The following is a 5,624-nucleotide window of genomic DNA, read 5'->3' as shown; positions in this document are numbered from 1 at the left end:
GTAATATATCAAACAAGAATCAAAAAAGTAGTAGATAATTTCTATACTGTTATGCCAACAGTTACATGGAATGAATTTAAAGAATAAGAATTGCATAATCTTTATTTTCTATTTTTAAGTTGTGAATTAAAGAAACATTCGCAAAAAATCATTATTTGCAATGTTTGTCAGTACCATTTTGCTTTTAGATTTTCAATTCAAATGTTTTGATTGCTTTTGATAATCTCTGAAATTTTGATATTTGGATTTCTATATCTTTCATTTGGATTCAATTCATCGTTAATTGTTAATGTGTGTGTTTTGCAGTGATGAACGCAGCCTAAACAAAAGTCACAATTATCTCCGAAATGGGGTTTTTCATCAATCAATTCAATATTTCCTCTCGGACATACTTTAGTACATATTTCACAATTGCTGCAGCCTTCACCTACTTGGATATGGTATTTTTCAGTCATTGTGGTTTCCAATATGACTTCAATATTTTCAATATCGGTAAAATGTTTTTTGTCATGAATATGATTTCTTCTTGAGAATATATCCTCTTTTATAGATTCAATTTCGCCGATGATGTTTAAATTCTTTTTTAATTCCTTTTCATTGGCCATGTCAAATGTCGGCAGGAAATTATCAACCATCAAAACGGAGTTTGTGTAATTAACATCAATTCCTCTGTTATTTAATGTTTCTTTCATGATTCTCAATGCATTTTGATCCCCGTCGCTTCCATAAGAAGTGATTAAAAACAGATAATCGGTTTTGACATTGACTTTTTCAACAAATTCCCTAAGCATCTTGGGAGATGTTGCATAAAAAACAGGGAAAATGATGCCTACAGCATCATCTTCTATATCAAACTCATTTTTTTTCATCAGTTGGGGGATGCTGATCAGTTCTCCGCCCAACTGCTTAGCAATGTATAGGTTATTGCCTGTTGATGTGTAATATAATGTTTTCATGTTATCCTAACACTAATTCTTTTCCTTTTTCAAAAGCAGCTTCTCTTTCTTTAGGAAAAACAGTTTCATGTCTTTCATATCTTTCCTCAGCATTGAAAAACCATGGCCAATCGGTTTTGCTGTAATCTTTAAGCTGAAGTGTTTCACCTGATACGAAAACTTCAGTTGGCCCTACAAAACCGTTGAATACGTTTTGATAATTTTGAAGCAATACTTCATAGGCATTGTCCGGAGCATTGCTGGTCATGATAAGCAACGTTGGAATCGGATTTTCATTGCAGCACGGGACATCTGCATTATATGTCAGATTCTGAAAGACCAATCGTTCATAAAGTGCTCTAAATGATGCTGTAAGTTCACTTAGATAATTTGGAGAACCTATTATCAATCCATCGGCTTCACGAATAGCATCCAAGACTTCGGTTAAACCGTCACGTCGTATGCAATGTCCTTTGTATTTTTCTTTTTTACATCCAAAACAAGAGATGCAGCCGGTGTATTTTTCCAAGCGGAATAGATTGAATTTTTCCACTTCTGCTCCTGCAGATTCTGCACCTTTTATCGCTTCATCAATTAATGTATCAGTATTCCATCCTTTTCTAGGTCCTGCGTTAACAGCTATTATTTTTTTAGTCATTTAATCACCTATATTATTCGCATGATATTGTTGCAATGTATTCTGTATACTCATCTGTTTCAATTTCCGGTTCATCAAAAACCAGATTTCCATTTTTCACACACAGGAAATGGCATATTGCTATTCCCATATCAATCTTTTGAACATCCCATCCAACACCTGATGAATATCCTTTTGTATGTTCTAAAAAGAAATGATAATCATTATCGTCCTTTACAATCCTCCAAGGTTGTCTGTTTGCTGCTGAAGGAGCCCAACGAACCGCATCAAGACAATCTTCACTATTGTCTAATGGGGTTGAAAAGTCATGCTCATAAAATAGCTTTGATGCGGGAAGTCTTTCATCGCCCTTAACGCTTTCACGCAGCGCGCTGTCAACCTTGGACTGTGTTTTTGAAGGATAGCCTATTGGTGTCACTATCATCATGTATTCATTGTCCCGTGTGGCTGCCGCTTTTTCAAAGAGGGGCCTGTCTAAAGTTCCTCCGACCCAGGTGGTTCCAATTCCTTGGCTCCATGCATACAAAATCATTTTTTCAAATGAATATCCGTATGCCTCTTCGCATCGGTTCACTTTAGCCACTTTTGCAGCGATATATGTGTCCTCGCCTTCTATAACTGGACTTGAAAGATTATATTTTTCGCTGTCCAGTATAAGGAACTCCACGGGGATATTGTAAGGGTTTTCGATTGTTTTGGTGTAGTTTAGAAGTTTTTCTTTATCTTCATCAGTAATTTTCTGTCAGTCAAATGTTCTTACGCTTTTTCTAGTTTTAATAATCTGCATTCTGTCCATGTCGCAATCACCTTTTGATTACCACTATGACTTAAGATACTTAAGTTTTTTGATATGATATTTGGATTATTGTACTTAAATATTTTTTTTAAAATACTAATCAGTTTGGTTTAGAAGTCCAGCTGTTCTGCTAGACAAATGTTGCAAACGGCATTTGGTGTATCGATGTTTGCTTCCTTTACCGGGCACAAAAATTCTCCGTTTTCCTTTTCAACTTTCAGTGATCCTGGAAACGGGGTGCCTACAGGATGTATTGGTTCCTCTAAAATGAATGTTGCATATAATGAAGCTATTTCAAAAATCAGAGGAACTTTGGTTTTTTTGCCTTGAGTTCCGGTTTCATGGTGGGTTTTTAGAATTTCAATAGCTTCGCCAAATGATTCCCCATCAATGTTTTGAATGTAATCATTATTGTCATTGAGAATGTCTTTAATTCTAAATAAAAAGGATTCGATGTATGATTTTTGACTGTCCTGCCTATAGCTTTCCTGAACATATTTGTTTTCTTCAATAACCTGTGATGTAAACTCCATCATGTCAAAAACGGAAATGCTTGATGAATATTTTTTCAGAATCTCTAAAACACAATTGCCGGTAATGGTTTCGTCATCTGATATGATGCTTGCAAATTCATCATACATCTCCAGATATTCGTTTGACATTATGATGCTCCCTATTATTAAAATCCGAATGCTAAACCGGCATTTTTACATACGCAGTAGCGGCACATTGAATTTTTCTCTTTAATGCTCATTATTCTGGATTTGCATTTGTATTCATTATTCTGCATAAATACCTGGTCCTTTGTAGGATTGTCTCCAACAGGATGCAGTGGTCTTTTAGCGATTAAAGCCAAATAAAGAGATATGTATTTTGTAAATTCTCTTGTTTCTTCATCTCCTCCGGCGTAAGTGTCAAAATAGTAATCGGTATCCTTTTTGAGATTTTCAACTACTCCGTCTTTAATGTCATAATCCGCTGTGATGTTTAAGGCAAATATCTCATCCCATGCTTCTGAATTGTATTTTGCCAAACTTTTAGTTATTGGGTCTTTGTATCTATCGTCTGTGACTTTGTTTCTCAGATATTCGATAGGATAATCCTTAAGATTTTCCCTAATTTCTTCAAGTAATTCTGTTGCTTTCATAATACTTCCCCTTGAATAAGTGTTGAGTAATTATTTCTTGAATATGACTATATGCTATTTTCTATTGATGAATTTGTCAAGTGGCAGTATGGTTATTTTTATAGGGGAATTTTTAATATATTAACAAGGAGGCCAAAAAGTGGAGTCAACAGTAAGCGTCAACGGCATTAACATTTCATTAAAGCAGGCAGGAACCGGTCCGGACATGATTTTGATTCATGGAATCTTTGCGAGCAAGGAAATCATGAACCCCTTGTTTGACTATTATAGGAAATCCTATCATGTAATCTCTTATGATGTCAGAGGCCATGGAAAAAGCGATAAACCTGAAAAATTTGATTTGGATGACTATGCAGATGATTTAAAGGAAATCATAAATGAATTGAATCTTGACAAGCCTATTGTCATAGGATTGTCAATGGGATCTTATATCGCTCTTAAAACTGCCGAAAAGTATCCTACAATTCTTTCAAAAATAATTCTTTTAGGAACACGGGGTCAGGGTGAAATCTCACTTATGCAAAAGGCGGCAGAGGAAAACAACGGCAACGGCAACATTGACTTAAAGGAAATGGGCAAACTGATTTCAAGAAGGGTATATGCACCTGATACCACGCCGGAAGATGTGGCCAACTTCTATAATGGAAACAGAAGTGAAGTTGAACTTACAAATGATGAGCGAAAAAATGTCTATGCGTCTCTGAGCCATTACGATATGGTAAGTGATGCCAAAAAAGTCCAGATACCTGTTTTGATTTTGGTTGGTGAATATGATGGAATAAACCCTCCCGAAGAGTCAATTAAGGTTCATGAAATGCTTCCAACTTCGCAACTGGAAATAATTGAAGGTGCAGGCCATATTGCATATTTGGAAAAGAAAAGTGAGGTAATCGAATCAATAGATTCCTTCATAGAATGAATTTATTTTTTTTTTAATTTCATTTGAAGTGATATTCTTATAAATTTGAATGGACAATATATTAATTAATGAAAGGAGGTATTGTGTATGGTTGATTTAAATTTTGACGAAGCCCGATTGGATGAAATGCCTGTTTTTTATTTTATCAATTACATCAATCTTATTCATGATAACTTTTTAAAGGATAACTTCAATGACATTGCCCCTAGGGATTTCACTTATCTGTCCAATATTTATTATCATGAAGACCTCTCCCAAAGGGAGCTGGCTGACCTGCTTTTCGTTTCAGAATCGAATGTTGCTCAGATAATTAAAAGGCTTGAGAAGAATGGTTATGTAAAACGTGATGTTGTAAAAGACAACAGTGGCAAAAAGATTCTTAGTTTAACTGATAAGGGTGAATCAGCTTTCAATTCATTGCTGAATCTTATTGTTGAATTTGAATCTAAATTATTTAAGGATTATTCTGCTGAAGATAAGGATAAATTCAGGGAAATGATTCATGACTATTGTGAAAGGGCAGCTGAATATTGATTAAATTTATATTGATAGAAAGTCAGATTAAAATATATACTTAAGACTCTTAAGTAGAATTTTTGTTAAGGTGAAATTATGGCCGATAAAGAAAAGACAATTGAAGCATTACAAGCTATTGTAACAGGTTTGTCTGCAAATTCATTTCAGCACAGAATCCAATCAAAAATCTTTGCAGGATTAGGATTTCAGGCATTGGGTGATAAATACACTACACATGCAACTGAAGAAATAGACTTTGTAGAACAGTTCATGGACCGTATACTTGACCTCGGCGGTGAAATCAAGCAGGAAGCACAGGAAGCAAAACCAGTTTTCACTGATATCGTAGAATTCATAGAATATGATTACAATGTCTCTGTTGAAGGAATCGCATTCATAAATGAATTAATGGACTCCGGAATCTTTGATGCAACCACATATGATTTGATGAAGGTATATCTCAAGGATGAAGAGGATGACATGTACTGGAGCGAACAGCAGCTGGATTTATGCAAAATGCTTGGAAAAGAAAACTACTTGACTCAATTATTAATCAACGGTCCAACAGCAGAATAACATTTTTTAGGATGTGACATAATGGAAATTAAACCAGTAAAAACTTTTGAAAATGGATTCATGAAACAAACATTTGC

At 34.9% G+C, this 5,624-nt stretch carries 8 protein-coding genes; 3 read left to right on the top strand and 5 right to left on the bottom strand.

What is annotated here, in order from left to right:
- Window positions 1–197 precede the first annotated feature (197 nt).
- From Q0W04_RS10380 to Q0W04_RS10360, 5 genes are all read right to left on the bottom strand, one after another.
- On the bottom strand, window positions 198–956 hold the full coding sequence (locus tag Q0W04_RS10380) for an EFR1 family ferrodoxin (protein ID WP_292753499.1): 759 nt from the start codon (window positions 954–956) through the stop codon (window positions 198–200).
- Between the two features lies 1 nt (window position 957).
- Window positions 958–1,593, bottom strand: a complete 636-nt coding sequence (locus Q0W04_RS10375) for a flavodoxin family protein (protein ID WP_292753502.1) — start codon at window positions 1,591–1,593, stop codon at window positions 958–960.
- Between the two features lie 13 nt (window positions 1,594–1,606).
- The gene (locus Q0W04_RS10370) at window positions 1,607–2,329 is read right to left on the bottom strand and encodes a nitroreductase family protein (protein ID WP_298503002.1); all 723 of its coding nucleotides are present in this window, start codon (window positions 2,327–2,329) and stop codon (window positions 1,607–1,609) included.
- A 170-nt stretch (window positions 2,330–2,499) separates the two neighbouring features.
- Entirely contained in the window at window positions 2,500–3,051 is a 552-nt protein-coding gene (locus tag Q0W04_RS10365; RefSeq protein WP_298502999.1) for a DUF2115 family protein, read from the bottom strand.
- A 17-nt stretch (window positions 3,052–3,068) separates the two neighbouring features.
- Window positions 3,069–3,536: a DUF2115 family protein gene (locus Q0W04_RS10360; protein ID WP_298502997.1), complete on the bottom strand. Its 468-nt coding sequence runs from the start codon at window positions 3,534–3,536 to the stop codon at window positions 3,069–3,071.
- Between the two features lie 139 nt (window positions 3,537–3,675).
- On the opposite strand from Q0W04_RS10360, the gene Q0W04_RS10355 reads away from it, so the two are divergent.
- From Q0W04_RS10355 to Q0W04_RS10345, 3 genes are all read left to right on the top strand, one after another.
- Window positions 3,676–4,455 (top strand): alpha/beta fold hydrolase, encoded by a 780-nt coding sequence (locus Q0W04_RS10355; RefSeq protein WP_298502994.1) that lies wholly within the window; start codon window positions 3,676–3,678, stop codon window positions 4,453–4,455.
- 87 nt (window positions 4,456–4,542) lie between these two features.
- Window positions 4,543–4,989, top strand: a complete 447-nt coding sequence (locus tag Q0W04_RS10350; RefSeq protein ID WP_298502991.1) for a MarR family winged helix-turn-helix transcriptional regulator — start codon at window positions 4,543–4,545, stop codon at window positions 4,987–4,989.
- Window positions 4,990–5,067: 78 nt separating this feature from the next.
- Entirely contained in the window at window positions 5,068–5,547 is a 480-nt protein-coding gene (locus Q0W04_RS10345; protein WP_292753520.1) for a bacterioferritin, read from the top strand.
- The last annotated feature ends 77 nt before the right edge of the window (window positions 5,548–5,624 follow it).

The sequence above is a fragment of the uncultured Methanobrevibacter sp. genome (assembly GCF_947170395.1).
Lineage (GTDB): Archaea > Methanobacteriota > Methanobacteria > Methanobacteriales > Methanobacteriaceae > Methanocatella.
This window is presented reverse-complemented; position numbering and strand designations above follow the sequence as displayed.

Coding starts and splice junctions, on each gene's coding strand:
- Q0W04_RS10380 (WP_292753499.1), bottom strand. CDS start 956: ATGAAAACATTATATTACACATCAACAGGCAATAACCTATACATTGCT.
- Q0W04_RS10375 (WP_292753502.1), bottom strand. CDS start 1,593: ATGACTAAAAAAATAATAGCTGTTAACGCAGGACCTAGAAAAGGATGG.
- Q0W04_RS10365 (WP_298502999.1), bottom strand. CDS start 3,051: ATGTCAAACGAATATCTGGAGATGTATGATGAATTTGCAAGCATCATA.
- Q0W04_RS10360 (WP_298502997.1), bottom strand. CDS start 3,536: ATGAAAGCAACAGAATTACTTGAAGAAATTAGGGAAAATCTTAAGGAT.
- Q0W04_RS10350 (WP_298502991.1), top strand. CDS start 4,543: ATGGTTGATTTAAATTTTGACGAAGCCCGATTGGATGAAATGCCTGTT.
- Q0W04_RS10345 (WP_292753520.1), top strand. CDS start 5,068: ATGGCCGATAAAGAAAAGACAATTGAAGCATTACAAGCTATTGTAACA.